This is a genomic window from gamma proteobacterium symbiont of Scutellera amethystina (assembly GCF_059730845.1).
The window spans coordinates 1-26113 of sequence record NZ_AP035936.1 but is presented as its reverse complement, the minus strand read 5'-3'; the positions used below and the strand labels follow the sequence as shown (position 1 = coordinate 26113).

Annotated in this window: 23 protein-coding genes; 9 read left to right on the top strand and 14 right to left on the bottom strand. The window is 54.8% G+C overall.

Annotated elements, in window-relative coordinates:
• The first annotated feature begins 18 nt into the window (after nt 1-18).
• The 7 genes from AC6I79_RS20180 (at nt 19) to AC6I79_RS20150 (ending at nt 4963) form a co-directional block, all read left to right on the top strand.
• Entirely contained in the window at nt 19-612 is a 594-nt protein-coding gene (locus AC6I79_RS20180) for an NUDIX domain-containing protein (protein WP_159377778.1), read from the top strand.
• On the top strand, nt 606-959 hold the full coding sequence (locus tag AC6I79_RS20175) for an NUDIX hydrolase (protein WP_159377561.1): 354 nt from the start codon (nt 606-608) through the stop codon (nt 957-959). Before AC6I79_RS20180 ends, AC6I79_RS20175 begins: the two co-directional genes overlap by 7 nt.
• A gap of 317 nt (nt 960-1276) precedes the next feature.
• Nucleotides 1277-2143 (top strand): AraC family transcriptional regulator, encoded by an 867-nt coding sequence (locus AC6I79_RS20170; protein ID WP_159377562.1) that lies wholly within the window; start codon nt 1277-1279, stop codon nt 2141-2143.
• A gap of 77 nt (nt 2144-2220) precedes the next feature.
• Complete coding sequence (locus AC6I79_RS20165) at nt 2221-2871, top strand: LysE family translocator (RefSeq protein WP_058759240.1); 651 nt, start codon at nt 2221-2223, stop codon at nt 2869-2871.
• A 92-nt stretch (nt 2872-2963) separates the two neighbouring features.
• Nucleotides 2964-3659: a DJ-1/PfpI family protein gene (locus AC6I79_RS20160; protein ID WP_159377563.1), complete on the top strand. Its 696-nt coding sequence runs from the start codon at nt 2964-2966 to the stop codon at nt 3657-3659.
• A gap of 194 nt (nt 3660-3853) precedes the next feature.
• Nucleotides 3854-4165: a hypothetical protein gene (locus AC6I79_RS20155; protein ID WP_088517478.1), complete on the top strand. Its 312-nt coding sequence runs from the start codon at nt 3854-3856 to the stop codon at nt 4163-4165.
• Nucleotides 4166-4450: 285 nt separating this feature from the next.
• Nucleotides 4451-4963 carry an anti-virulence regulator CigR family protein gene (locus tag AC6I79_RS20150; protein ID WP_498027819.1) on the top strand — a complete coding sequence of 171 codons (513 nt, stop codon included), beginning with the start codon at nt 4451-4453 and terminating at the stop codon, nt 4961-4963.
• Between the two features lie 221 nt (nt 4964-5184).
• On the opposite strand, the gene AC6I79_RS20145 is transcribed toward AC6I79_RS20150, so the two are convergent.
• From AC6I79_RS20145 to AC6I79_RS20135, 3 genes are all read right to left on the bottom strand, one after another.
• A complete protein-coding gene (locus AC6I79_RS20145) occupies nt 5185-5451 on the bottom strand; it encodes a hypothetical protein (protein WP_072208583.1) in 267 nt (88 codons plus the stop codon).
• Between the two features lie 472 nt (nt 5452-5923).
• Nucleotides 5924-7057 carry a glutathione-independent formaldehyde dehydrogenase gene (locus AC6I79_RS20140; RefSeq protein WP_159377564.1) on the bottom strand — a complete coding sequence of 378 codons (1134 nt, stop codon included), beginning with the start codon at nt 7055-7057 and terminating at the stop codon, nt 5924-5926.
• 372 nt (nt 7058-7429) lie between these two features.
• Nucleotides 7430-7963: a hypothetical protein gene (locus tag AC6I79_RS20135; protein WP_159377565.1), complete on the bottom strand. Its 534-nt coding sequence runs from the start codon at nt 7961-7963 to the stop codon at nt 7430-7432.
• Between the two features lie 375 nt (nt 7964-8338).
• Between AC6I79_RS20135 and AC6I79_RS20130 the strand changes: the two genes are divergently transcribed.
• Nucleotides 8339-8848: a P-loop nucleotide/nucleoside kinase family protein gene (locus tag AC6I79_RS20130; protein WP_159377566.1), complete on the top strand. Its 510-nt coding sequence runs from the start codon at nt 8339-8341 to the stop codon at nt 8846-8848.
• Nucleotides 8849-8950: 102 nt separating this feature from the next.
• Here AC6I79_RS20130 and AC6I79_RS20125 read toward each other — a convergent pair whose 3' ends face one another.
• The 8 genes from AC6I79_RS20125 to ssuD form a co-directional block, all read right to left on the bottom strand.
• A complete protein-coding gene (locus AC6I79_RS20125) occupies nt 8951-10165 on the bottom strand; it encodes an acyl-CoA dehydrogenase family protein (protein WP_159377567.1) in 1215 nt (404 codons plus the stop codon).
• A 3-nt stretch (nt 10166-10168) separates the two neighbouring features.
• Nucleotides 10169-11602 carry an MFS transporter gene (locus AC6I79_RS20120; RefSeq protein WP_159377568.1) on the bottom strand — a complete coding sequence of 478 codons (1434 nt, stop codon included), beginning with the start codon at nt 11600-11602 and terminating at the stop codon, nt 10169-10171.
• Between the two features lie 174 nt (nt 11603-11776).
• Entirely contained in the window at nt 11777-12652 is an 876-nt protein-coding gene (locus AC6I79_RS20115) for a MetQ/NlpA family ABC transporter substrate-binding protein (protein WP_125311071.1), read from the bottom strand.
• Nucleotides 12649-13347 (bottom strand): methionine ABC transporter permease, encoded by a 699-nt coding sequence (locus AC6I79_RS20110; RefSeq protein WP_136546619.1) that lies wholly within the window; start codon nt 13345-13347, stop codon nt 12649-12651. Before AC6I79_RS20110 ends, AC6I79_RS20115 begins: the two co-directional genes overlap by 4 nt.
• Nucleotides 13344-14363 (bottom strand): methionine ABC transporter ATP-binding protein, encoded by a 1020-nt coding sequence (locus AC6I79_RS20105; RefSeq protein ID WP_159377569.1) that lies wholly within the window; start codon nt 14361-14363, stop codon nt 13344-13346. The genes AC6I79_RS20110 and AC6I79_RS20105 overlap by 4 nt, the downstream gene beginning before the upstream one ends.
• Nucleotides 14360-15754: an LLM class flavin-dependent oxidoreductase gene (locus AC6I79_RS20100; protein ID WP_152390885.1), complete on the bottom strand. Its 1395-nt coding sequence runs from the start codon at nt 15752-15754 to the stop codon at nt 14360-14362. The genes AC6I79_RS20105 and AC6I79_RS20100 overlap by 4 nt, the downstream gene beginning before the upstream one ends.
• Nucleotides 15755-15828: 74 nt before the next feature.
• Nucleotides 15829-17235: an FAD/NAD(P)-binding protein gene (locus tag AC6I79_RS20095; protein WP_498027818.1), complete on the bottom strand. Its 1407-nt coding sequence runs from the start codon at nt 17233-17235 to the stop codon at nt 15829-15831.
• A 14-nt stretch (nt 17236-17249) separates the two neighbouring features.
• The gene (ssuD, locus tag AC6I79_RS20090) at nt 17250-18425 is read right to left on the bottom strand and encodes an FMNH2-dependent alkanesulfonate monooxygenase (RefSeq protein ID WP_159377571.1); all 1176 of its coding nucleotides are present in this window, start codon (nt 18423-18425) and stop codon (nt 17250-17252) included.
• 271 nt (nt 18426-18696) lie between these two features.
• Between ssuD and AC6I79_RS20085 the strand changes: the two genes are divergently transcribed.
• A complete protein-coding gene (locus AC6I79_RS20085) occupies nt 18697-20628 on the top strand; it encodes a sigma-54-dependent Fis family transcriptional regulator (protein WP_159377572.1) in 1932 nt (643 codons plus the stop codon).
• A 507-nt stretch (nt 20629-21135) separates the two neighbouring features.
• On the opposite strand, the gene AC6I79_RS20080 is transcribed toward AC6I79_RS20085, so the two are convergent.
• The 3 genes from AC6I79_RS20080 to AC6I79_RS20070 form a co-directional block, all read right to left on the bottom strand.
• The gene (locus AC6I79_RS20080; RefSeq protein WP_058780984.1) at nt 21136-22107 is read right to left on the bottom strand and encodes a ParB family protein; all 972 of its coding nucleotides are present in this window, start codon (nt 22105-22107) and stop codon (nt 21136-21138) included.
• 7 nt (nt 22108-22114) lie between these two features.
• Nucleotides 22115-23314 carry an AAA family ATPase gene (locus AC6I79_RS20075; RefSeq protein WP_058776156.1) on the bottom strand — a complete coding sequence of 400 codons (1200 nt, stop codon included), beginning with the start codon at nt 23312-23314 and terminating at the stop codon, nt 22115-22117.
• A gap of 1826 nt (nt 23315-25140) precedes the next feature.
• Nucleotides 25141-26070, bottom strand: a complete 930-nt coding sequence (locus AC6I79_RS20070; protein ID WP_021508802.1) for a RepB family plasmid replication initiator protein — start codon at nt 26068-26070, stop codon at nt 25141-25143.
• Nucleotides 26071-26113 lie beyond the last annotated feature (43 nt).

Below are 26113 nucleotides of genomic sequence, written 5' to 3'. Positions count from 1 at the left end.
ATCTTCAGGAGGCAAGCTATGCAGCAGAAAATACGCAATATCCGTGAGCAGCTGTTGTCCGACAACTGGTACACCCTGAAAAAATACACCTTCGAATTACAGCGCCGTGACGGCTCATGGCAGGAGCAGCAGCGTGAAGCGTATGACCGCGGTAATGGTGCCGTCGTGCTTCTCTATAACCGCCAAAAGCGCAGCGTGGTGCTGACCCGCCAGTTTCGCTTGCCGGTTTTCATTAATGGTCACCACGGTTTTTTGATTGAAGCGGCTGCCGGGCTGCTCGATAACGCTTCGCCGGAAACCCGCATTGTCGCGGAGGCAGAAGAAGAAACCGGTTACCGGGTGCAGCATATTGAAAAAGTCATGGAAGCCTTTATGAGTCCGGGTTCGGTTACCGAGAAACTCTATTTCTTTATCGCCGAATATGCTGATGACGATCGCCAGAGCAAAGGCGGTGGCCTTGCCGACGAGGGCGAGGATATTGAACTACTGGAATGGCCTTTGACTCAGGCGCTGAGCGCAATTCGCAGCGGGGAGATTATGGATGCGAAAACCATCATGTTACTGCAATACGTTGCCATGAATATCCATTTTGAGGAGCCAATACCATGCTGATCCTGATCGCCGGCCCTGTGCGCAGCGGCACCGAAGGAGACCCGGTTTTAATTCACGCGAATATGCGGAAATTAGACGAAGCTGCACTGCAGGTTTATCACAAAGGGCATACGCCGGTGATTGGAGAATGGCTGGCATTACCTCTTGCCGCCGCCGCAGGTTCACAGGCAATCGGTGATGAAATCAGTGAGGCTTATCTTTATCCGGTTGCCCATCGGCTGATTCAACATTGCGACGCGATCTTACGTATGCCGGGCACGTCGCACGGCGCCGATAACGATATACGGATTGGCAGAGAACGCGGGTTAAACATTTATACTGACATAGATGAGATTCCGATCGGGTGATTATTCTTTCACTGGATGGCGACGATGCCAGCACGGCCATTCAGGCTTATGGACATTTGGCTTGTCGCCGTCATTCAAACAAGAGTATTTTTCGCGAATAAAACAAACTCATTGATGCCCGGGAAATATGCCAGTCTTGCTGATCGCTTTTTCTCTGCATCGTCTGATGCAGTGATTCATAACATCAGGCGGCCCTATCCGCAGCAGGCTGACAACGACGTGCCAGCCTGAGTCAGGCATCTGAATTAATGCTATCGTGTCTGGCTTAACGCCTCACAGGCATGACAACGATAATTGGTACCAGGATGGAAACAGGCATGCTCATTCCGCGCACACCCTCTTCCGGCTGCGATTGCGATAATGACAGCGCAGCCACTCGTACAGAGTTCTGGCGCGATCCGTCGCTGGATTTTGTCGAAAGTCGTCGCGCGTGTCACAGCCGCGCATGTTACAGACCACACAGTCATCCAACCTTTTCAATTGGCGCAGTTGACGCAGGCGGCAGCCTGTTCACAGGCGCATCCGGTGGTCCCTGTACTTTAAAACCTGGAATGATGGTTTTTATTCCCGCCGGCGCGGTTCACTCCTGTAATCCATTGCTTCACAAGCACTGGAGCTATCAGATGTTACATATGGATGCCGCGTGGTTAAATGCTTTACTTGCTGAAATGGACGATGTTTCAGGCGGCTTCATCAGTCAAGGTGAAGTTCGGGTGACGAATAATCAGGAGCGCTATCATCGCTTTTGTGAACTGAATAACCTCCTGTTTTCGACTGCCAGTACAGAAGACAAAAATACAGCGCTAATCGAGTTTATTGGCGACAGTAAATATGGCACCGGCCCGGTGAAAGCCTTTCCTGTCATGGCGTCTGACATCAGTCGGGCATTACACAACGTGATTGAAGTATTGCAGCAGGCTGAAAGGCAGCCGTGGGCGTTGTCGGAGCTGGCAAGCCTTTCAGGCTTGAGTCGTTATCAGCTCATCAGAGCATTTCGCGCTGCGACTGGCATGACACCGCATGCTTATCAGCTTAATTTGCGCATAAACAAAGCACGTCACTGGCTTCAGTCAGGCTGTGACATTACCGATATCGCTTACCGGCTGGGTTTCGCTGACCAGAGTCATTTTCAGCGCGTATTTAAGGCCCACACTGGCGTGACGCCAGGCTGCTATCGAACCTGAGCAAGTGCAATTTTGTTCAATACAATCCTGCCCGGGAGTTGCACCCTGTTAAAAATTTTTAAGAGGGTAATACCGTGTTGCAGCAATTTCTTATCGTGGCAGCAGCGCATTTTCTGGCGTTGCTGTCGCCCGGCCCGGATTTTTTTCTCGTGGCACGCACCTCAATCAGAGCCGGCTGGCGGCGCGCCGCCAATGTCTGCCTGGGGATAGCCATAGCGAACGGCGTGTTTATACTGGCTGCCTTCAGCGGTATCACGCTTTTCCATCCTGAGAGCATCAGTTTTATCGTTATTCAGCTCGCGGGCTGTGCTTATTTACTCTATGTCGGTCTGCTTTTTATCCGCTTTGCTGGCATGAGCTCATTGTCTGCCTGCAGCGTCAAAACAGCGGAATCAGTAACTCAGCCTGCTGGTGCCTCGAACCATTACCGTGAACTGGGCATGGGTTTTCTCTCCGGAATACTCAATCCCAAGAATGCGCTGTTTTACGTGAGTCTGGCCACGCTTATTGGTGGTGGCGATGCGATGGTGAATGTGAAAGTCGTCTATGGCATATGGATGTTTAGTGTCGTGCTGCTATGGGATTTACTGGTCGCCGCTTTCATTGGCAATCGTCTGGTACTTCAGCACTTTTCCCGGTTATTACCCTGGCTGGAACGTATCTCAGGAATGATGTTGATTGGCCTGGCATTGAGTGTCATCGTGGTTAATTTAATTTCGATAGTCTGACAGACAGTAACGGGTTTCCATTTTTTATTGCACAAACCACTGCCTTTGCTGATGGCAAAGCCACTATCACCTTTTAGATGAAGGCATTATTTATGAGTGATTCTACATCTACATCCATCGGTCTGCTGCTGTTCCCTGCGCTTACGCAGCTTGACCTGACCGGTCCGTTTGAAGTCTTTGCGCGGGCACCAGACACGAAAGTGCATCTCATCTGGAAAAATCTGGAGCTTGTGGTGTCAGACCGGGGGATGGCGATTCAGCCAACCACCACGTTCGACACGTGTCCTGCGCTGGATATCATCTGTATTCCCGGCGGGCCGGGGCAGATAAACCTGATGGAGGATGAAGAAGTCCTTTCGTTTATCCGGGCTCAAAGTAAACAGGCGAAGCTGGTAACGTCGGTATGCACCGGATCGCTTGTGCTCGGCGCGGCCGGGCTTCTGAAGGGATATAAAGCGACGACGCACTGGGCTTCGCTGGATCAGCTGGCGCTATTGGGCGCAGAGCCGGTAAATGAGCGCGTTGTACGCGACCGCAACCGTATAACGGGCGCCGGTGTGACTTCAGGTATCGATTTTGCCCTCAGCGTCGTATCAGAGATGTTCGGACCGGATATCGCGCAAAACATTCAGCTGCATATGGAATATGACCCTGCCCCGCCCTTTGACTGTGGCTCGCCCCGCTCCGCATCTGAAGAACAGCTGAAAAAAGCTCAGCAACAGGTTGCGCCATTTATTGAAAAGCGGCGGCAGGCGACGCTGAAAGCCGCAGCCAGACTGCAGAAATAACGGGCCGGCACGGAGCGGACTTCCCCACCGACCGATGTCCTTTATGAGCGAAAAACGGACCTACAGGTAACAGTGAATAGGCTTCGGTCATCATAAATTTATTTTGCATTAAAGAACGTGCCCTTCAGAAATTACACCGCTAAATGGCTTGCGATGATAGGGTTACATCCTTGCCACATTAAGAGGAAAAACGAATGATTGTAAGGACCTGGCACGGTTGTGTTCCGCTTAAACACGCTGAAGATTTTGCGAAACACCTTGAGAAGACAGGTGTGGAACATTCACGAAGCATTGCCGGGAATATAGGCGCTTATGTGCGCAGAGAAACACAGGGTGACTGGGAGCATTTCTTTCTGGCAACTTACTGGAAGGATCTGCAGTCAGTAAAGACTTTCGCGGGAGAAAACTATCACGTGGCAGTGACGTATCCGGATGACGAACAATTTGAGTTACTTTCAGATCCATACGTTTTTCAGCACACCGTGGAAACCGTTTTACCGCTTTAGCCCCCTTTTCAGGGCGACTTAACGGTTGTCCTGATTCGTCTCTAAGTTGATTCGAAGCGTCAATGTCCGCTTTGCGCGACGAGCGGACGTTTCTCTCAATAGTCACGAGCCGGCAGGTACCCCCCTGGATTCAGAGGCTAAGCAGTGAAATGCCCGTGTTCAGAGTGAGTCCCAGACATGTCCGGCTTATTACATTACTGATATTTCATAAATGAGGTGATGGTTAAGATTGCCGCCTCATTCTATATTTCATTAAGGCAATACTTACTATTAGGGACATCTGGCATGATCACGCAACGCACGCTTAAAACAACCTTTGCTCTGATGATTGGTTTCGCCGTTTTTGTTGCACCGGCTTATGCAAACCCTGGCAATGGCAATGGCAATGGCAATGGCAATGGCAATGGCAATGGCAATGGCAATGGCAATCACGGTAATAATGGCGCGCACGGAAATAAAGAGCAGGGTTACGCATCGTCGAAAAACGAACATGGACATCGCAAGAACGCCCGGCACCCCGATCATGTTCAATCTGATATCAGCTTCTCTCAGGCACGAGCGCTCGCCGTCAACTATGGCCTGGTAGGCTATCAGTCTCTGCCGCCGGGAATCGCTAAGAAAGTGGCGCGTGGGAAAGCATTGCCACCGGGTATTGCTAAGAAAAATTTGCCAGCATCGATGATCAATGCGCTACCTTACTACCCCGGCTACGAGTGGCGCGCGGTGGGAGATGATTTAGTGCTTATTGCGCTGAGCACAGCAGTTGTGACCGCCGTGATTAACGGTGTGTTCAACTAACCACAGACTGCAAGCCCGGCAAAAAGAGATCGCCGGCAAAGTCATGTATACGCAAACAACCTGTTTCCCGAATTGCTTGCAAATTAAACGGATGATGTCCGCTTTTCGCTCAAAGCGGACATCGGTCTGTTCGTCAATTCGTTCTATGGCAAAAGCCGATGTTTACGATTATCCGACTCAAATGCCCCCAGACGAAACTCACATAGTGCTGTATTTAGCGGCTATTTACTGAGTGGGAAAAGGTGAATCAAATTAGCGGCCAGGGGATAAATACCTAATGATCGCGTTGAAGCCCTGAGGTCATCAATGGAGGCACCTTCTTTCGGCATGCTTCCTCCCCACACCGTAATTCCTTCCGAAAGATGCGACGGGCGCTGCTGGCTTTCGTCACTAATTTCAACGGTTTCACCATTACTTAATGTGATAATCAAAGATGCAACATCCTGTGTTTCGGATGTTCCATTTTCTTTTTTAAGTGTAATTTTCATTAGCCTTTTCTCCGTCATGATCATTTATATGGCTATAATACCAGGCGTTTAGCTCCCTCGCACGATTATCACATTAATGTTGTGTTCCCTTCTCGCTCATCGCGGGCATTAGCAAATCATGAAAAATGATAATTAAAAAATTAGTTATTACAAAGTTGAATAATCCGTTATCTCTTTCATGCCTGATAAATAACTTTAGCTGAGGAGGAATGATGTCAGACGAAGACCAGAAATGCCTCGAAGCTTGTTATCTTTGTTGCGGCATGTAATCACTGTGCGGCTTCGTGCCCTGAGGAACAGAGGCTGCGCATGTGCATTAAACTGGATAAGCAGTGGGCAAATTTCTGCCGGATTTACGCTGATATGTCATTAATGTGGTCATGCCAGATATAGCCAGCCACAGACAGGCAGTTTTCGTTCTCCCTCTTCCCACCGCCTGAATGTGTCTTAGCTCTTCTGAGTTACCTGAATTTCAGGGTTTCAGAATGACTTTTGTCCAGCCATTATCACGATCATCAAAATGCTTATAGCCTTCGGCAGCGTCTGCCAGAGCAAGTCGATGCGAGATGATCTGCGCCGGATTGGCTCTGCCCTGATGGATAAGCCTTGCGAGCTGGCGGTTGTACGCTTTGACATTACACTGACCGGTCTTGATTGACTGACCTTTGAACCAGAAATTCCCAAAATCGAATGGCACTTTACCCTCTTTGGCCAGGTCGGTCGCGCCTCCGGGATCCTGCGGAACAAAAACGCCGACCGCACCGATGCCGCCCGTGGCCTTAGTTGACGCGACAAGACTGTTAAGCGTGGCAGAGTTATCCTCGTGGCCATGCTTGTTGCAACATTGATACCCCACACACTCACAACCGCAATCCGTGCCGCGCCCGTCGGTTAACTCGAGAATTTTGTTTACAGCCTCATCGCCCACCCCATTGATCGCTACTGCGCCCAGCTGTTCGGCCAGCGCCAGTCTGTCCGGATGGGTATCAACCACAAACACCTGCGATGCGCCTTTAATCATGGCCGAGTGAGCCGCCATCAGGCCGACCGGGCCTGCACCATAAATCGCCACATTTTCTCCGGGGCGCAATCCTGCCAGTTCAGTGGCATGCCAGCCGGTGGGGAAGATGTCGGAAAGTAAAACGTAGTCCTCCTCTTTTTCTACCGCATCCGGCGGCAGCACCAGACAGTTAAAGTCAGCATAGGGCACACGCAGTAACTCCGCCTGGCCGCCATCCCACTCGCCCATTTCAGCAAAGCCATAGGCGGCCCCGGCCGTACCCGGATTTGCCGTCAGGCAGTAGCCGGTTAACCCTTTCTCGCAATTTTCACAGAATCCGCAGCCGACATTAAAGGGCAGGCAGACATAATCGCCAACTTTGACCCGCTCAACCGCGCTGCCGATTTCAATGACTTGCCCCAGATTTTCATGGCCAAAGATGCGACCCTGTTCGAAGCTGGTTCGTCCTTCGTACATATGCAGATCTGAACCGCAGATATTGGTGGTGGTAATACGGACAAGCACATCGGTAGGGCGAACGATTTTGGGATCCGGAACCTCTTTGACTGAAACGTCAAAAGGTCCGTTATAGACAACTGCTTTCATGGTGTTCTCCTCACGTGCATGATCAGTTATGAAGGCTGCGGCTGCGTGACGCTTTGCTGCCGCCGCCCTCTCAGTGATGCTGCTTTTTCAATCAAACGGCTTGGTTGAATGTGTAAGTGTAGAACAGCTCATGAAGTCACCCGGGAGTATTAATATTATGTAACTCTATGAATTGTAAGCACCGTTTCGCTAAACGCCCTTTATCTCCGCCTTCTTCCAGGCCCCTGGCGCACCACACCGCTACGCTGACTTAGCCTTGCACGGAATCCCGTAACAGCTATTGTCCCCAACCTCTGCCTGGTTTGAGTACCACATGAAAAAGCCCACTCCAGGGTGGGCTTAGGCGTACAAATGGTGATCAGCGTCATGCAATTAATCAAGTATACCGGAGGGACAGTAATTGCCTTCCCATCCAACTATCTTAGCGCCTGGATCCAGATCTCTCACCGATACGCTATCCCCGCCAAATTCTGAGCCAGTGACGATGATATCGTAATCATGATTTGGCTGAGGAATGAATCTGGTGGAGACAGATCGTTCTGTATTTTGGTAGTAGCCCGGCTGAGTCCAGTAATGAATTATACTTATCAGCTGCCCCGGCTTGATCGTAAATTCATTTATGAAAGCCCCTTTATTGTTACTTGATTCTGGCATTCCGATTTTTTTATTTCCTGACACAGGAATACCGAGAATAGCCAGACCAGCCGTAACCCGGCGCTCTAAAACTTTTTTATAACAGCCACTCGACTGTTTTTCGTAAAATTGCAGGGCTGTATTGCCCTCAGATGCAGCACGAACCCTGGCTGCATCTGAACCTTTATAGTCTTCCAGAGAAGGCCTAAACCCAGCCGAACATCCACTTAACAACGTTACTATTATTCCCGTAATGACCAGTTTTCCATACATGCGCATCTCCTTACGTTTCTGTCGCTCCTGTTTTTATCGGCCTGTGGGTGTGAAATCTTTAACAGATATTAAGCCAGCCATCCGGGGATAATCTGTCCCTGAGATACCTGCCTGACACCTGAACAATGTCCGCTCCTGGCACCAAACGGCCCTACCCCCTGCGAATTCCGTTATTAACAACACGCTGCCATCATAGCTAAAGCAAAGCATCAGGTGATTATTGAGACTTAACCTGTTAGTTTAAAACGATGAAAACTTGCTCAGCCCTGTCTTCCGCAATCATTATTATCACCTTGCACGTTCAGGTGGGATAACGTTTGCCATTTTCCCGCCGGTAAGGCGGGCCTTACCGGTAATCAACCAGTGAGGTCAGCCATGAACACCACCGATGTCGCATCACCTGAAAAATCCACGCTTCACCTGTTATGTGGAAAAATTGCGTCGGGTAAATCCACGTTATCCGCAAAATTAGGTGCTGCACCACATACTCTCATTATCAGTGAGGATCGCTGGCTTGCAGCGCTCTATGCCGATGAAATGCACACGGTCGCGGATTACGTGCAGTATTCCTCTAAGCTCAGAAATGCCATGAAACCGCATCTGGTGTCATTACTTAACGCGGGGATGTCGGTAGTCCTGGATTTTCCGGCTAATACACCCGCCAGTCGTGAATGGATGATGAGTATCATCAAAGCATCAGGGGCTGCTAACCAGATGCATTTCCTTAACGTCCCTGATGAGGTGTGTAAGAGCCGATTACGTGCCCGTAACGCAGCAGGCACCCACGATTTTGCCGCTTCAGATGAACAGTTTGAAATCATAAGCCGTTATTTCTCAGCACCAGCGGCTGATGAAGGTTTCAATATTATTGAATACCGCTCTTAAGCCGCCGGGTTGCGGCTTAAGAGGTGCTAATTCCATGACGCAGCCGGATTCTGCGCCATTAAACGGCGCCCGATAACGGCGCCGTTAGTTCATCAAGGCTGGTTACCCCTCTCCCCTGCCGATTTGCCAGATGCCGGTTGGTGGCGTGCCGTTGACTTTCCAGTCACCGATGTCGCGCGCTTTGTAGATCACCGGGTTATGCGACGAGACGGTGCGCGCATTGCGCCAGTGACGATCCAGCGCTTTGCTGACGCGCGTATCCGATGCGCCAAGCGCATTAAACAATTCGGTGGCGGCACGCGGCACCAGCTCGCTGGCGATTACCTGCGCCTGTCCGGCCTCGGCTTCCGCCAGGTTGTTGATGGCGGCGATGGCCGCTTCATCGGCACTCAAGTGCGCTTCATACGCTGATTGCAGTGAATGGGTAGCGCGAATCACCGTGGCTTCGACGGCAAATGCCAGACTGGTGATCTCGCCCACCACCTGCAGCACCTGTGCATCCTGCCGCGAGGCAGCTCCGTTGCCGTGACTGTAAACGCGGTTGCGTGCGGCAACGGCTGCCGCGCCGTCCCGCGCGACCGCGCGCGCAATGCCCGCCAGCGTCGCCAGCAACACGTGCTGGTAATACGCGGTCTGATAACGGAAGCGCGTGGCAAAATCATACACGTGCTGCGTCTCCACATGCGCGTGCTCGAAGCGCGTCGTGCCACTGCCGGTCAGGCGCTGGCCAAATCCGTCCCAGTCATCTTCACGCGTGACGCCCGGCTGATGCGTATTCACCAGCGCGATCACGTCACCCTGATTGTCATCGCGACGCGCGTAAACATCTATCCAGTCGGCGAACAGCGCACCGGTACTGTAAAACTTCTCGCCATTCAGCGTCCAGCCATTGGCGGCAGGCGTAACGCGGGTGATCACGTCGCCCAGCCTGACGTTGCCAATTTCCGTCCAGCCGCTGCCCACCAGCTCGCCATCAACAAAACGGCGAAACCACGCATCGCGCTCCGCATTGTCCGGCTGGTTAAGCCGGTCCTCGACAAACGCAAAGTGCGCGCGCAGCGCCTGCGGCAGGTTGGAATCCGCTTCCGCCAGCTCAATCAACAGCTGAAACAGCTGCGGCAGCGAGGCGCCCCAGCCACCTTTTTGCTGTGGAATACGCACCGTGCCAAAACCGGCTTCCTTCAGCCACTGCAGCGGTTCATAAGGCAAGGTACGCGTACGCTCGCGTTCCGCCGCGCCCGCCGCGATGCGGGCAAACAGCGGTCGGAAGTGCGCCGCCAGCGTGTCATAGTCAGTACCGGTAGAGAGAATGCTCATGTTTTACTCCTGAGGGGAAAGGTCGTCGATGTCGTGGTGGGTCGGTTCGTGACGCACCACCAGCAGGAAAAAGATCGGAATGATGGCGGCCAGCGATACCACCCAGAACATGTTGGTGCCGAGCGCCGCCTGCAGAATCGGCAGAATGAACAGCGCCAGCGCACTGCCGATGCCCGACAGCGCACGGCTAAAGCCGACGCCAGTCGCGCGAATCGAGGTGGGATACGAGAGCGCCGGATAGACCATCAGCTGTGCGCCCGGCCCGAATCCTTCGGCAAACAGCCATAGTCCGAGCATCAGCACCGCAAACACGATGCCCACTAGCGCCTGCGGGTGGCCAATCAACGCCAGCGCCACCAGAGCCAAAAACTGCAGCGCAAAGCCAGCGATCGCCACGTGGCGTGACGGATATTTCCACGCCAGGCGCATCCCCAGCAGCCCGCCGGTAAAGGCAAATAGCGCGTTCAGCCCCAGCGAAGCTGAGATAGTCTCGAACACACCGGCACCAAGAAACTGCGCCAGTATCGACGGCAGGAAGAAGGCGATGGCGGTGTACTCAAACGAAATACAGATATTCATTACGCCGGCAACGATGGTGCGTTCACGCCACGGCTTCTGGAACAGTACGCGAAAACTCACCTTCGGCGCCGCCGCCGCGGGTGGCGTTTCTGGTTCTGCTTCGTGTGCATGAATACCGTACGAATCACGCAGGATACGCACCGCCGAGGTCAGATCGCCCTGATTCGCGGCCCACAACGGTGATTCATTCATGAACTTACTGCGCACCGCGATGATCAACAGCGCAGGTACCGCGCCAAACAGCAGCGAGGCGCGCCACAGCCAGTCGAGATGATCTTCAGGCAGCAGAAAATAGAGGCCAAAAATCAGCAGGAAACACACAGTGGAAGCCGCATACCACATCGGGCACCAGGCCGCGAGCCGTGCGGCTTTGTTGCCTTTGCCGGCAAATTTAGAGAATTCCGCCAGATAAGACATCGCCACCGGCAGATCGATGCCCACGCCAATGCCCATCAGGAAACGCGCGCCAATCAGCACCCAGACGTTGGGTGCTAAGCCCGCCGCTATCGCCGATACGACAAAAAACAGCATGTCGGCCATGAACACCGAATAGCGGCCGTACTTATCCGTCAGCCAGCCACCAATCAGGTTGCCGACGATGGTGCCAACCATGATGGATGAGGTGACCAGCCCGGTGGTGAACGGCGATAGCTGGAACTCGCGCACCACGTCATCGATGCCGTACGACAGTGTGGTCAGGTCGTAAGCGTCGAGGAACACGCCACCCAACGCGAGAAACACAATCATGCGCGCATAGTTATTTTTGCTACTGCGGGTGTTGATCAGCCTTGCCACATCACTGACCGAACGTACCGGTTGCGAAACCGGCAAGGTGTTTTCTAAAGGAAGAGTACTCATAACGCCTCACGTCTGTTTTTGTTGTGCAGGTGAGGTGGTTATAAGCGCTTTATGCAGGGAACCAAAGCAACAATATTTGCTATTAATTACAATATAATCAATAAGATAATAAATACACCAACACTAAAACCCGAACGCGCAATGCGGGTCCGGGTAGCGTATTCGGCAGTAAAGTTATTCAGCAGAAACCGGCACCAGCACGCCTTTGACCAGCGGGTCATCGGTGGTTTTTAGCCACTGCTGTACGCGCGGATCGGCAAATGCCTGTCTGAGTTTGACGATGTTCTCCTGCTCCAGGTAAGGCGTACCGATCACCAGCTGCGAGGCAAAGGTGCGCGGCGCGGGCGGGAACAGAATGCCTTTGTCACGCGGGACTTTACCGGCGTCAAACTGCGACACATAACCAATCGCTGCATCGACCGAATTAAGCGCCCGCGGCATGGTCAGCAGATCCAGCTCTTTAAACACGAAACCGTGCGGATTACCGACAATGTTTTTCAGTTTGGCGGTGCGCGGTTCTACCGTTGGATCGAGGGTGATCAATCCCTGACGCGCCAGCAGCCAGAGCGCCTGGCCCTGATTCGCCCCATCGTCAGGCACCACAATGGTTGCGCCCTGCGGCAGATCCGCCACCGAGTGGTAGCGATCGGAGTAAATACCAAAGGCCCACTGGAACAGAGGCAGGCTGGAAGTGAGCTGGAAGCCGTTAGCATCGACCACCTGCTTCAGCCACCACTGATGCTGATAGACCGTCGCAGCATACTGCCCTTCTGCTACCGCACGGTCCGCCTGCACCGGATCCTGCACACCGACCGCCTCCAGCTTCAGGCCGTAGTCCGGCGCGATATGCTCACCCACATAGTCGATCAGCTTCTGTTCCCCGGCCATTGCCGGCTCATAATGCACTTTCAGCGTGGTGCCAAACACCACCGCCTGCGGCTGCTGGCTGCGCCACAACCAGCCAGCGGCGGCCAGCAAAATGACCACTATAATCAGCAGCAACCACGGCCAGCGGCGTGTTTTACGTAACTCAAATTCTTGTGTTGTCATAACGATGTCCCCTGAGGATGGCGTAAGGCCGCAACCAGCCGGTCGCCGAAAAATTGAATGGTATGAATCAGTGCAATTAACACCACGATGGTGGCGATCATGATGTGGTTATCGAACCGCTGATAGCCATACACCACCGCCAGGTAGCCAATGCCGCCAGCGCCAATGGTGCCGGCGATGGCCGAGTACTCAATCATGGAGATCAGGTTGAGCGTGATGGCTGCGACAATCGCCGGCAGCGCTTCACTCAGCTGGGCGGAGCGGATGATCTGCCAGCGCGAACCGCCGCACACCAGCCCCACGGCAGTAACTTCACCAGGCAGCTCACGTAATGCGTTGTCGACCAGGCGGCCAAAGAAAGGAATACCGGCGGCGATCATCGGTACCACCGCCGCCGGAATGCCGATGGTGGTGCCGGTGAGCCAGAAGGTAAACGGAATGATGGCCGCCATCAGCACCAGAAACGGTAACGAGCGCCCCATATTGACGATCCAGCTCAGCACCCGATGCACACCGCGCTGCGGAAACAGTCCGCGCGGCGAGGTGTTAAACAGCACCACGCCGACCACGCCACCGAGGCTCACCACAAACAGCATCACGATGCCGACCATCAGCGCGGTTTCACCCAGCGCCGGCAGCATCAGTGCCGGAATTTCAGGCCAGGGCGTGTCCTGGCTTATTACGGATACGCTCATACCGCCTCCCGTAATGGCGGCACGCTGACAGCAACGCTGGCCGCCAGGCCATACTGCTCCAGCTGCGTCAGCAACCGTGCCAGCGGCACCTGCTCCTGCTGAAAATGAATGCCCACCTGCAACCGTCCGGCCTGGATGCCATTGACCCGCTCGACATGCGCACCCAGCAGATCCACCTTTAAAGCGAACTGCTGGCTGATGCGCGAAATCCAGTCGCTGGCCACCGCGACATCGGTACGGTAGCTAAGCTGCAGCACCAGTCCGGCATCACTGACTTGTGCCGTCAGCGGCAGCAGCCGCTGGCCGAGCGCGCTGTCCGGCTGTGCCAGCAGCGCACTGACGGTGCCATACTGTACTATCTCTCCATCGCGAATCTCGGCAACCGCATCCGCCGCCTGACGTACGGCATCCATTTCATGGGTGATTAGCACGATTGCCAGCCGGTAGTCGTCACGCAGTTTTTTCAGCAGCTCAAGGATGGTGACCGTCGCTTCCGGATCGAGGCCGGAGGTGGCTTCGTCGGCCAGCAGTACAGAGGGACGTAGCGCCAGCGCGCGGGCAATACCAATGCGCTGCCGCTGCCCACCGGAGAGCTGGGCGGGAAAGGTGCTGGCTTTGTGGCTTAGCCCGACACTCTCCAGCAGCTCGCCGACGCGGGCGCGGATATCGCGCTCGACCACGCCGAGATAGCGCAGCGGCAGCGCGATATTTTCCCAGGCACTTTTACGCTGCAGCAGCGCGGAAGACTGAAATACCGTGCCGATGGCGCGACGCGCGCGGCGCAGCGCTTCGCCATCCAGCCGGGATAAATCGCTGCCGTTAACCCGGATGCTGCCGCCGCTCGGCTGCTCCAGCAGGCTGATGCATTTCGCCAGCGTAGATTTTCCGGCACCGCTCGGTCCGACCACCGCGGTGATGCTGGCTTCCGGCACCTGCAGCGTGATGTTTTTCAGCACTTCAGTGACGCGACCGTCCGGCGCACGGTAGTGCTTACTCAGCCGTTCGATTTCGATCATAAGACCTCCTGCTGCTGTGCGCTGCGTACGCGATAGCCGGCACCCGGATGCGGCGCGGTGAGCTGCGGTCCGGCGGCAAACAGCTTTTCGCGCAGCGTGCCCGCCGCGTAATCCTGCTTGTAAACGCCGCGCTTTTGCAGCTCCGGAATCAGCAGCTCAACCACATCCTCAAAGGTTTCGTGGGTCAGCGCGTAAGCGAGGTTGAAACCATCCACGTCGGTCTCTTCCACCCAGCTCTGCAGCTCATCCGCCACCGTTGCGGCACTGCCCACCAGCAACGGACCAAAACCGCCGATGCCGACCCAATCCGCCAACGCTTTCACCGTCCACTGACGGTCGGGATCGGCGGTGGAGAAGGTTTCAACCGCTGACTGAATGGCGTTGGTGTGCAGGTATTTCAGCACCTGATCCGGCTGATATTGTCCAAAGTCGATGCCGGTCCAGCCGGAGACCAGCGCCAGCGCGCCTTCGTAGCTGACCCAGTTTTTATACTCCTGCCACTTCGCCTGTGCCGCCCGATCGGTTTCACCGACAATCACCGTCTGCAGGTTGAAGATCAAAATACTGCGCGGATCGCGACCGGCTTCGGCTGCACGACGCCGGATGTCGGCCACGGTTTTCTTTAACAGCACTTTGGACGGCGCGGCGACAAACACACATTCTGCGTGCTCAGCGGCAAACTGTTTGCCGCGGCTCGATGCACCGGCCTGATATAGCACCGGCGTGCGCTGCGGCGAGGGTTCACACAGATGGATGCCCGGTACGTTAAAGAAGGTACCCTGATGGTTAATCGGATGGATTTTGCTGGGATCGCTAAAAATGCGACGCTGACGATCGCGCAGCACCGCATCCTGCTCCCAGCTGCCTTCCAGCAGTTTATAGACCACCTGCAGGTACTCATCGGCATAGTCATAGCGGCTGTCATGATCGGTTTGCGCTTTATGACCAATGTTGCGCGCGCCGCTCTCCAGATAGGAGGTGACGATGTTCCAGCCAATGCGGCCTTTGGTCAGATGGTCCAGCGTCGACAAACGGCGCGCGAACGGATAAGGATGCTCAAACGACAGCGAGGCGGTTAAGCCGAAACCGAGGTGCTCTGTGACCAGCGCCATCGGCGTAATCAACGCCAGCGGATCGTTCACCGGCACCTGAGTGGCCTGGCGTATCGCCGCGTCACCGTTGCCGTTCAGCACATCGTAAATGCCGAGCACATCGGCAATGAACAGGCCGTCAAACTTGCCGCGCTCCAGCAGGCGCGCCAAATCAACCCAGTATTCCAGATCCTTATACTGCCAGGAGCGGTCACGGGGATGGGCCCAGAGTCCGGGCGACTGGTGACCGACACAGTTCATATCAAAGGCATTCAGGCGTATTTCGCGTTGCGATGGCATAGCAATCTCCATAGCGAGGCCGTGGTCGTGCGGCGACCCGGCGTTCGTCAGTTAATTTTCAGGATGTTGAGTGTTCAGGAGGCGGAAGGGGGACATCGCTCAGCGTGAGCGACAGGCAATACCTTAAGAATTTCATCCGCTACGGCGGCCGCGTGATCGGCCACCTGTGGCAATCCCATCAGCTCACCAAAGCGGGCGCGCGCCGCCGGGCCCACGACAAACAGGCGTGCGTTGGGCTGGCCGTGCCGGTTGAGGGTGTGCGAGTGGTGATCCACATCAATGCCGAAGCCGAGCGCATCGGCGCGGATCAGGCCCTGCTCACTGAGCGATTGCAGCAGCGGCTGGCTGGTCGTCAGCGCTTCATGTCCCGGTCCGGTCGTGACAATCAATTTATCCAGCACATGGTTTTGCCGGGTGCCATCGCGCTGACGCAGGGTGATTTCCAGTTGCTGCGGGTGAGCGTGAATCGCCACGAGGCGAGCGGCCAATACCTGCAGACTACCTTGCTGCTGTCGCCGGGCGATGACGGCGGCGACCTGTGGAGCAATGCGATAGCGATGCACATCCCACCATGAACGCAGATGACGCGCAAAGCGTCGCTGTTCAGGCAGCGGAAGTGACTGCCAGATGGCTTGCCCCTGCACACGCACCTCATCAAGCACACGCTGCCACGGCAGCTGCTGCGCGGCGGCGCGAGCGACTTCATCACGAATATGCCGCAGCCAGTGACGCGCGCTGGGCTGAGGTTGCGCGGCCAGCGTCCACTCCGGCCATTCGCCGCTGAGATTAGCGCGTGACAGTTGTCCGCGCCGTGAGAACGCCAGCAGCGGCCCCTGATGCTGACGCGTCGCCAGCGAAGCCACCACATCAGCCATGCTCAGGCCGGTGCCGACAATCGCCACCGATGCGTCAGGCTCAACGTTATCCAGCACGCCTGGCTGCCACGGGTTGGCAATCAGCGCCGGATGGTCGGCAAACGGTTGTAGCATGCGTGGCAGCGACGGCGGTGGATGGCTGATCGCCAGCGCCAGGATGTCGCCAGTCAGGGTTTCACCGTTACTCAACAGCAGTTGTTGCCCTTCCCACGCCAGCGCACGCGCCTGGACGTGACGCAGAGTGACATGCGGATGCGCCTCAGCAGCGGCGGCAAACTGCTGCGCCAGGTAGCGGCCAAACAGCGCACGCTGCGGATACACCGCGCCATCGGCGCAGTGTGCTGCTGAATCCAGTGAGCATTCCGGTTGCTGACGATACCAGCGATCAAAGGCGCCCTGCTCTTCTCCGCTGAGCTGCATACGCGCAGCCGGCACGTTGATGCGGTGTGCCGGTTCCGGCGTGGAATAGGCAACACCGGCGCCGAGGCTGGCGCGCGGTTCGACCACTGTAATCAGTAGCGGCGCGAGCGACGTGCGGGCGAGGTGGATCGCCAGCGCTGTGCCGCTGAAGCCCCCGCCGACAATAATAATGTGCGCTGTTGCCATCGCCTTCTCCTGCATCAGCTGGCGCTCGTCTGTTTCGCCGATGGGCGCTTATCGCCGCCGATGGTTTCACCAAACGGACCAGTGTTAATGGTACGGGCGCGCTGCTGCTGACCGTGGGCCAGCGGTAACAGCGGCAGCAGCAATTCAGCCACGCGATGCGCCTCTTCCAGATGCGGATAGCCCGAAAGAATGAAGTTAGTCACGCCGAGCGCCTGGTATTCCCGGATGCGTTCAGCGACCTGCTGCGGGCTGCCCACCAGCGCGGTGCCGGCACCGCCGCGCACCAGTCCGACGCCTGCCCACAGATTCGGCGCAATGTAGAGGTTATCACGCGAACCGTTGTGCAGCGCACTCATGCGCGCCTGACCGGCGGAATCCATGCGGGCAAAAATCTTCTGCGCCTGAGCGATGGTGTCGTCATCCAGATGGGCAATCAGTTTATCCGCCGCCGCTCGGGCTTCTTCTTCGGTTTCACGCACAATCACATGCAGGCGGATACCGTATTCGAGTTTCCGGCCGCGTGACTCAGCGCGCTCACGTACGACCGCCAGTTTTTCTGCTACCTGCGCCGGTGGCTCGCCCCAGGTGAGATAGGTGTCAATCTGCTGCGCCGCCACGTCGATCGCTGCCTCCGATGAGCCACCAAAGTAGAGCGGTGGACCGTTTTCCTGCACCGGTGGAAACAGCACCTCAGCGCCTTCAACCTGAATATGCTCGCCCTGATAATCCACTTTTTCGCCGCGCATCAGCCGGCTATACACATCCAGAAACTCGCGAGTCACTTCATAACGTTCACTGTGGTTGAGGAAGATGCCATCGCCTTTGTTCTCCACCGGATCGCCGCCGGTGACCACGTTAATCAGCAGACGGCCTTCCGACAGACGATCCAGCGTGGTGGCCATGCGCGCTGCCAGCGTGGGTGGCTGTAACCCCGGACGGACGGCGACCAGATAGCGCAGCCGGCGCGTCATGGGTGCCAGCGCGGAAGCCACCAGCCAGGAATCCTCACAGCTTTTCCCTGTCGGAATGAGGACGCCGTAGAAGCCCAGATTGTCGGCGGCCAGCGCGACCTGCTGTAAATAGGCTAAATCAACCGGGCGTCCGCCTTCTGTGGTACCCAGGTAACGGCCATCGCCGTGCGTCGGCAGGAACCAGAAGACATTTATGCTCTCGTGCGCAGAATTGGCCATTATGCTTATCCTATATAACTTTATGAGAAAACGTTCATTCTTAACTTTCTATTTGGTTATATAGGCGTAAGCGAAAAGCATGCCAGCTTTTAACGAAACAGAGATTGTGCATTTTCAGTCAGTTAGGTCATCAGAGCCCGTCATGTCTGTTGCAATTGCAACGCAACGCCAACAGCATTTGCTGCATATGCAACTGCTTATGCTTTTTTCCTGCTGTTCATTGCCACTTGCCGGGTTTAGCGTGATGGCAGACCTTTACAGGAGCCATCTCATGCTGACACCTTACAATCAACCGGATTCACCTCGCCTGGTCGACCCGGCATCGCTGGCTTTCCAGTCGCTGCTGGATAAATTCGCCCCCACCGACGCCACGGTGCTGATTGTGGGCGAAACCGGCACCGGCAAAGAAGTGGTCGCGCGGTATCTGCATCACCACAGTCCACGCCGGCATGCCCCGTTTCTGGCCGTCAACTGCGGTGCCCTGACGGAAAGCCTGGCAGAAGCTGAATTGTTTGGACATGAGAAAGGAGCCTTCACCGGCGCGACTCAGGCGCACCCTGGCTGGTTTGAAGCGGCGCAGGGCGGCACGCTGCTGCTGGATGAGATAGGTGAACTGAGCCTGCCGCTGCAGGTTAAACTGCTGCGCGTCCTTCAGGAGCGTGAGATCACACGCGTCGGTTCACGCAAGGCCATTAAAATAGACGTGCGCGTTATCGCCGCAACCCATGTCGATCTGGCCCAGGCAATTCGCGAACGGCGTTTTCGTGAAGATCTGTTTTATCGCCTGAATATCGCCGTTGTTCCCCTGCCACCGCTGCGCCAGCGTCGCGAGGACATCCCGCTGCTGGCCCAGCATTTCCTCTCCCTTTACGCACGCCGACTTGGCCGTCCGGCGCGTCGCCTGTCTTCTGACGCGCTGGAAGCGCTGCGCGACTACAGCTGGCCCGGCAATATTCGTGAGCTGGAGAATACGCTGCACAATGCGGTGCTGCTCAGTCGCGATGAGACATTGACACCGACGCAGCTGCGGCTGGCAGGTTACAGTGAACGCGCATACAGCGAAACGGACGATTCGACGCTGGATAGTTTCCTGCGCCAGCAGATTACGCGCGAACCCCAACAGCTGTTTGATCGGGTGATTCAGAGTCTGATCAGTAATGCACTGGAAATAGCGGACAACAATCAGACGCAGGCCGCCACGCTGCTGGGCATTAGCCGGCACACGCTGCGCACGCATCTGGCACAGATGGGCGTCATAAAAGGGCGGCGTAAGTCTGCCGTCATAGCCTTCGCGCACGCCAGCGGGGCCGCGCGCCCTGAACGCGAGTTGCGCATCGGCTTTCAGAAATTTGGCAATCTTGGCGTGTTGAAAGCGCGCCAGACGCTGGAACAGTGCTTCAACCAGCAGGGTATCAGCGTGGTGTGGAGCGAGTTTCCTGCCGGTCCGCAACTGTTGTATGCGCTGCAGAATAATGAGATTGATTTTGGTACCACCGGTGAAGTGCCACCTATCTTCGCTCAGGCCAGCGGTAACGCCGTGACTTATATCGCCTGGGAGCCACCCGCACCGGGCAGCGTCGGGATTGTGGTGCCACGCGACAGTACTATCCACAGCCTGGCAGATTTGCGGGGTAAGCGTATCTCGGTCAATAAAGGATCGAATGTTCACTGGCTGCTGTTGCAGCTGCTTGAGGAAGCCGGCATCGGTCTGGATGAAATTAAAGTGGTGTACACGCCGCCGAAATATCCGCTCACAGCCAGCGATTACCTGGCCGTCGATGCCTGGATGATGTGGGATCCGCTGCTGAGTGCCGCAGAAAGCAACGCCGATTTGCGCGTGCTGGAGAAGGGCGAAGGCCGGGTGCGCAATCACCAGTTTTATCTGGCGCGCCATGATTATGTGCAGCAGCATGACGATATCGTGCAGCAGCTGGTAACGAGCCTGCAGCAAACCGGGACCTTTATCGATAATCATCGCCATGAAGCTGCCACTATGCTGGCGCAGGAACTGGGGCTGGAGTTCGCAGCCGTGGAACGTGCCTTATCCCGTCGCAGCCACCAGACGCGGGCCATGGTTTTCCACGTCATCAAAGAACAGCAAACTATCGCTGACCGCTTTTATGCGCTCGGTTTGATTCATAAACCGGTGCGCGTGCGTGATGCAGTGTGGCAGTCGCCCAGCCAGACGGCGCTTATGGCATAGCGGCTACAGTAAAAGTTATCCACGTTTTCTGTGGATAACACATTGAATATCGTCTGGCTAAATCCCGGTTTTTCTCACGGCAGCATGAAGATTTACTGTGAAATTCGGGCGATTTCACCCTGAAATCCTGCTGATAAAAACCCTGTTTTCAAGTAGTTAGAGGTGAAATCGCCATGGCGAATGTCGCCTGATTCCGGCAAATCTCGTTAAGGATTCTCCCTGCTCGTTTCACTGTTGCTTTCGCATCCAGCAAAGCTTGCCATCATCAAAGCTTCAACCGGCGATGGCGCGGTTTCATCGTATTGCATTGCTGAGCTGGCGATTTCAGCCTGAAATTCCGGCTAAGGTTGATGTGATTTCATGCACTTAGCGCTGAAATCACGCTGGCGAAGGATGAAATTTTGGGGGGAGAAATCAGGTGGGTGAGGTAACAATCTGTAGCGGCACGGTACAGGGTGTACGGGATTGTGCTGCTACAGTTTGCTTATCATCAGAGGTGAAGCGCTATTACTGATTGAGATACTTATTCAGCGTCTCGGTGATAACGCGATCCAGCTCTTCCTGTAATTCTCTGGACTGGCGGTTAAACTCATAGCTAAACATGCGTCCGCGCGTTTTTTTGCGGGCGTAACGGTCTTTATCCGCGAAGGTCCACAGCGGTGTCGCCACCACTTTATCTTTAGCCGGCGCCTGCACCAGTGTCTGGCTGCCGTTACGGACCAGCCGCAGGATGCCATTCTTGACTTCATCTTCCGCCAGGCCTTCACGCGCACAGACGCTGTCCACATCCATACCGATGGTTTCAATCAGAGCGTCTACCGTCTGACCGGTTTCCTGCAGTTTTTCGTAGGCCTGCAACAGCGTTTTGTAGTCAGGATAGGTCAACTCTGAATGGTTCGGGAACAGGGTGACCAGTTCCAGCGGCACACTGGCAGCCTGCAGCGCGCGGGTTACTTTTGCCTGAGACAGCCCTTCACTCTGCGCAATCTCTTTTTGCGACAGGCCGCTGTCTTTCAGTGACAGCAAACGCATGCCGACTTCACGCAGATTATGCTCACGCGCGGTCTGGATATCCTGCGCCAGACGACGGGCTTCTTCGGCAGAGATGGCAACGTCGGTAACCAGCACATCCAGCCCGGTTTTACAGTGCAGCGCGGCCGCCCGACGACGCGAACCATCGAGGATTTCAATCCGATCGCCACGCTTCACGCCGATGGCCGGGAAGAACTGCTGCAGTTTAATGGTACGGATGATATCGCGCAGTGACTCTGGCGTGAGACCGGACTGGTCACGGCCGTTGGTTTCCATCACCACGTACGTACGTTCTTCTATCTCTTTAGCCGTGATGTGTTCCAGCGTGAACAGGGCGCGTTTACCGGTGGAAAGGATAAACGTCTGGGAGTGACCATCCTCGCTGGGTTCATTTTGTAACGGGCTCTGGCTGAAGGTGCGGCCAATAGTGATTCTTTTTGCGCTCATAATAACCTCAGTTCAGGCGGATAAATTCAATACGATCAAAGACGGCTTTGGCAAAGTCTTCTGCCGCCGAACGCGCGTTTTTCAGGGCTTCGCTGCTGCCGACATAAGTCGATGGGTTAGCGGAGATAACCGTGTCGAACGATTCACCACAGCGTTCAAAGCCATCCAGCCGCGGCAGCGCTGCATCCAGCATATCGCCACCAAATATCTCTTTCGCCAGGCTGTGACACATCTTGTGGTCCGCTTTATTCGACAGCTTGGACATAAAGCCAATGTTGCCCTGCAACCGGCAGGTGGCTCCCGACTCTTCGATGATGTCGATAAGCTCGGGCAGGCGCGTCAGATACTTCAGCGTGGAGTGGAAATCAACCTGTGCCGGCGGCACCGGCGTCATCAGCAAATCGGAAGCGGCAATGGCGTTTTTCAGGAAGGCATCCAGATGTGGGCCGCTGTCAATAAAGATGAAGTCGTAATCTTTTTTCAGCTTAGCCACCACGTTTTCATACAGCACCGCATGCACGTTTTGCTGCGGAAGATGCTCCGCACACAGCTCTTCCCAGCGTGAAGCAATGAAAGCGTCATCGATTGAGGCGGGCAGTACGTCAACGCCAGGAATAATCGACGGCACAATAAATTCACTTTTCAGCTCTTCGCGGCTGACGTTTTGCAGCATCGCCTGAGCTGCGGTGGCCTCAACCAAACCGACCGAACGTTCATGATTCAGGAACATGGTGGCCGAAGACTGCGGATCGAGATCGATAACCAGGATACGTAAATCTTCAAACAGCAGGTGCGGATGCGCGCGCAGCGCGTGCGCCAGCGATACCGTTGAAACGGTTTTAGACACGCCGCCTTTCAGGTTACCGACAAACAGCGTAAACGCTTCAGGATGGCGATCGCGGTATTTCGGGACGCCGCGATGATGGTAGATGTCGATAATATTTTGGATCGACATCGCGTACTTGGTGGAACTGCCGGCCGCACGCTTATCAAACGGATAGCCGTTTTCTTCCATCTCGTTAACCGCGTAATCGACACTGGCGCGCGTCAGCTTGGGCAACTTGGCTAACGCCGCTTTGGCATAGACCTGGTAAAAAGTATTCTCGTGTAACTCTTCTTTTTGCGCCTGAATCTGCTCCGTCAGGCTCATCAGCATTCTTTCTGAGCGTTGAGCGACTTTCAGAACCTGCTTCTCATCGTTAGCCATACTTGCTCCACACATGTAGGATTTATGACTTTATACCGAAATCCTGCACATGAGGCAAATCTATCTCATCTGTTCATCATCGGCTCGCGTTGTAAAAAGACCTTTTGCAATAGGGGGTTAAACCAGACGTTCACTGCAGTCAGTAGTGCGCGTTGATTGTTTACCCATCAATTGATGAAAATGTGCTCGGCGTAAGGGCGGCACTCTGCCACTGTTCACTGTAATCAGTAACTGGCATGTCTGGCTGAGGCGGTTAATCACGGTGAAATACTGCGCGCCGTTACCTGACAGAGCAGTCCGCACGTTCACTGTAATCAGCGGGTGGCGAAAAGGAATGAACTGCGTTCACTGTACTCAGCGTAACATTCACTGCAATCAGTAACCCTGCCGTAAGATTTACTGTAATCAGTAATTCTTAGCGCAGGGACAGCGCCACCGGCGCCAGGATGAGCCAGTGCGCAAAAGTAAATGTTCACTGTAGTCAGTGGTTCCGCGCATCATCCGCTCAACAAATGGTCAGGATTCACTGTAGTCAGCACAAGCCCACTACATTCCTCCCTCACTTACTGCCTGCAATGCACGGTGTGAGGGGGTGCGGCCGGCCAGTGAGAAGGGGAGAAGCTGCACACGATGAGAATCACCCGGATTACGATTGCGGGCTGGCGAGCATCGCCTGCAGGAAGATTGGGCTGCGCCGTGCAGTGCCATGTTCAGGGCCGCCTCGCTGGCGGCAATCTGCCAGCGCATCGATTCATGCAGGTGTAAGATTCACTGTAATCAGTAAACTGCGACGTCGATGCCAGCGGCATTCACTGTAGTCAGTAAACTATGAACGCCTTTTCGTCAATGTTCACTGTAATCAGTAATGTGACCTTTATCAGATATTCATAACCTGATCGCTGCGGCGCATTCACTGTAGTCAGTAAAAGGAAAAGCGTGTTTAAGCCTGAACTGCTGACCTGCCTGACTAAGCATTCACTGTAATCAGTAAATCCGATCATCTTTATCGCGCCAGGTTGAGAGATGGTCGCGAAGCACAGGGAAGGGCACTCAGCTAACAACATTCACTGTAATCAGCAGGCGAGCTGGCGCGCGCTGCGCTTTGAGGCAGCAAGACCTGACAAACACGTTCACTGTAATCAGTAAATGCCCGCTACGCCTCAGCCCCAATAATGTTCACTGTAGTCAGTAGCTGGCTTTATCTCCCTTGCAGACCAGTGCCTGCGGTGAGGGCAGGGGAGTGTTGAGAACGTTCACTGCAATCAGTAACGCAGAGAGCCGTTTCGTCATGAAATGACGTTCACTATAGTCGGTAAACCCTCCCACGATTCACTGTAATCAGCGATAGTGACCAACCCTGTCACTTTTACTGGTTACTTTTACAGCATAATTACTGAATACAGTGAATGTATTACTGTATATCGTTTATTACGCTTAATTTTCAGTCAGATACGATAAAGCGTTCACTGTAATCAGTGAGGTCGTATGCTTACGTGTTCACTGTGGTCAGCAGAATCGCCCGGCAGACCAGACATTCACTGTAATCAGCCAGACGGTCTCTGAAGGCACAAGCAAGATGTCTGTCAACCCACCTGGTAAGTACCCACTATCAATAAAAGCGCTGTTATGCATGAAAAGGAAGTTTGGAGGGTTTTTACGGAACAGGCGATACCGGCAGCGACCACTGATTACAGTGAATGCTACCGATTACAGTGAACAGATTAGGTTGTGCTGATTACAGTGAATGAGGGGAAAGCGGCAGTGTCACTTTTAGGCTCAGTGACACTGCGGGAAGAGGGCTGACTGATTACAGTGAATGAGTGAAGTCAGTCTTCGAAATCGAGGTCTTCCAGCGAATCGATACTTTCCAGATTGCTGATACCATCGAGTTTGGGTGTGCGGCTGTGGATGATGAAAAATACCGAACGGCCCCGTTTCACTTCGGAGTAGTCCAGATAGCCAATCTCTTTCAGCTGCTCCATGGCGCGCCGCACCACATGGTTTTGCGTGGTGGTTTTTGAGCCGAGATTAAGGCGCATGCGTAAGCGCGCCAGGGAGATAGGCGCCGGATTAGTGGGCAGGCTTTCCAGGTAGGTATACAGCGCCTGCGCCGACTCCTTACGCTTGAGGCGCGAGATAGCACGCAGCTGCAGCAGCACCTTGTGGTCGAAGTTATACAGCTCAAACAGCTTAGGATCGGCCTGAATACGCACCAGATCTTTCTCACGATCGTAGTAAGCCGACTGCACCAGGTGCGTGTGGTAGGCCTTACCATTCCCCTCAAACGACAGGGTATTGGTTGCGATGCGTCGCAGCGAGGCGTCAAGACGCTTACGCAGCGCCGCGGACGAGTTGGCTGAGGGAATACCGCACATCTTGACGAAGTCGATAAACGGCAGCGTGACGGTGTCGCCTTTCGACGGATAACGCGAGAAAGACTGAATGATGCCGGCCCAGGTTTTGAAATCATTATCCATATCCAGCCGTGCGCCAGTGATGGTAATCTTTTCATAACCTTCCGCTTTCACCAGCGACAGGTTTTTGAGCTCTTTGGTGGCATCGGTTGAAGCCATTGCGCCGGATTTTCCGCGCGCCGTTGACTTCAGGGTAGGAACAAACAGACCCAGGCGCATTAGTGCGACCGGTTGTACGGTGTTATTTTTATTGGGATGAAGCTGAATAACTTCACCACTGTTTTTCGTCACCGACAGAAAAGGTTCAAGTAACGCCTTGTTTTCACTCTCTTTATCTGCCATAGCCTGAGATCTTCATTCTGTGGATGAAAAGGATCGGTATCTG

What these genes read in the sequence shown, in the direction of transcription:
- AC6I79_RS20095 (WP_498027818.1), bottom strand. Translation starts at nt 17,235, where the DNA reads ATGGCAACAGCGCACATTATTATTGTCGGCGGGGGCTTCAGCGGCACA.
- AC6I79_RS20170 (WP_159377562.1), top strand. Translation starts at nt 1,277, where the DNA reads ATGCTCATTCCGCGCACACCCTCTTCCGGCTGCGATTGCGATAATGAC.
- AC6I79_RS20085 (WP_159377572.1), top strand. Translation starts at nt 18,697, where the DNA reads ATGCTGACACCTTACAATCAACCGGATTCACCTCGCCTGGTCGACCCG.
- AC6I79_RS20145 (WP_072208583.1), bottom strand. Translation starts at nt 5,451, where the DNA reads ATGAAAATTACACTTAAAAAAGAAAATGGAACATCCGAAACACAGGAT.
- AC6I79_RS20140 (WP_159377564.1), bottom strand. Translation starts at nt 7,057, where the DNA reads ATGAAAGCAGTTGTCTATAACGGACCTTTTGACGTTTCAGTCAAAGAG.
- AC6I79_RS20180 (WP_159377778.1), top strand. Translation starts at nt 19, where the DNA reads ATGCAGCAGAAAATACGCAATATCCGTGAGCAGCTGTTGTCCGACAAC.
- AC6I79_RS20070 (WP_021508802.1), bottom strand. Translation starts at nt 26,070, where the DNA reads ATGGCAGATAAAGAGAGTGAAAACAAGGCGTTACTTGAACCTTTTCTG.
- AC6I79_RS20150 (WP_498027819.1), top strand. Translation starts at nt 4,451, where the DNA reads ATGATCACGCAACGCACGCTTAAAACAACCTTTGCTCTGATGATTGGT.
- AC6I79_RS20130 (WP_159377566.1), top strand. Translation starts at nt 8,339, where the DNA reads ATGAACACCACCGATGTCGCATCACCTGAAAAATCCACGCTTCACCTG.
- AC6I79_RS20110 (WP_136546619.1), bottom strand. Translation starts at nt 13,347, where the DNA reads ATGAGCGTATCCGTAATAAGCCAGGACACGCCCTGGCCTGAAATTCCG.
- AC6I79_RS20075 (WP_058776156.1), bottom strand. Translation starts at nt 23,314, where the DNA reads ATGGCTAACGATGAGAAGCAGGTTCTGAAAGTCGCTCAACGCTCAGAA.
- AC6I79_RS20080 (WP_058780984.1), bottom strand. Translation starts at nt 22,107, where the DNA reads ATGAGCGCAAAAAGAATCACTATTGGCCGCACCTTCAGCCAGAGCCCG.
- AC6I79_RS20115 (WP_125311071.1), bottom strand. Translation starts at nt 12,652, where the DNA reads ATGACAACACAAGAATTTGAGTTACGTAAAACACGCCGCTGGCCGTGG.
- AC6I79_RS20175 (WP_159377561.1), top strand. Translation starts at nt 606, where the DNA reads ATGCTGATCCTGATCGCCGGCCCTGTGCGCAGCGGCACCGAAGGAGAC.
- AC6I79_RS20105 (WP_159377569.1), bottom strand. Translation starts at nt 14,363, where the DNA reads ATGATCGAAATCGAACGGCTGAGTAAGCACTACCGTGCGCCGGACGGT.
- AC6I79_RS20155 (WP_088517478.1), top strand. Translation starts at nt 3,854, where the DNA reads ATGATTGTAAGGACCTGGCACGGTTGTGTTCCGCTTAAACACGCTGAA.
- AC6I79_RS20160 (WP_159377563.1), top strand. Translation starts at nt 2,964, where the DNA reads ATGAGTGATTCTACATCTACATCCATCGGTCTGCTGCTGTTCCCTGCG.
- AC6I79_RS20120 (WP_159377568.1), bottom strand. Translation starts at nt 11,602, where the DNA reads ATGAGTACTCTTCCTTTAGAAAACACCTTGCCGGTTTCGCAACCGGTA.
- AC6I79_RS20135 (WP_159377565.1), bottom strand. Translation starts at nt 7,963, where the DNA reads ATGTATGGAAAACTGGTCATTACGGGAATAATAGTAACGTTGTTAAGT.
- AC6I79_RS20125 (WP_159377567.1), bottom strand. Translation starts at nt 10,165, where the DNA reads ATGAGCATTCTCTCTACCGGTACTGACTATGACACGCTGGCGGCGCAC.
- ssuD (WP_159377571.1), bottom strand. Translation starts at nt 18,425, where the DNA reads ATGGCCAATTCTGCGCACGAGAGCATAAATGTCTTCTGGTTCCTGCCG.
- AC6I79_RS20100 (WP_152390885.1), bottom strand. Translation starts at nt 15,754, where the DNA reads ATGCCATCGCAACGCGAAATACGCCTGAATGCCTTTGATATGAACTGT.